Origin of the sequence: Janthinobacterium sp. FT14W (assembly GCF_009208755.1) — a bacterium.
In the GTDB taxonomy this organism is placed as follows: Bacteria; Pseudomonadota; Gammaproteobacteria; order Burkholderiales; family Burkholderiaceae_D; genus Janthinobacterium; species Janthinobacterium violaceinigrum.
Map to the genome: position 1 here is coordinate 1 of NZ_WFLL01000175.1, position 255 is coordinate 255.

Annotated in this window: 1 rRNA gene; it reads right to left on the reverse strand. The window is 40.8% G+C overall.

What is annotated here, in order from left to right:
* Positions 1-97 (reverse strand): 23S ribosomal RNA (locus tag GCN74_RS28510); the annotation flags it as partial.
* Positions 98-255 lie beyond the last annotated feature (158 nt).

Below are 255 nucleotides of genomic sequence, written 5' to 3' on the forward strand. Positions count from 1 at the left end.
TGTGTTTGCTCACTCCCCGCAGCTTATCGCAAGCTACTACGTCCTTCATCGCCTGTAATCGCCAAGGCATCCACCATGTGCACTTATTCGCTTGTCCCTATAACGTTAGCCTCTTCATTCTTTCAAACGAAAAGAGCGCTACAGGGATAAGAAAGTACAACGTTGTTGCTTGTTTGTTGATACATACAATCATTACCCATCGATTTATGTTTTACGATAAACCGATCAATAAATAATCTTTACTTCTTCCAGATT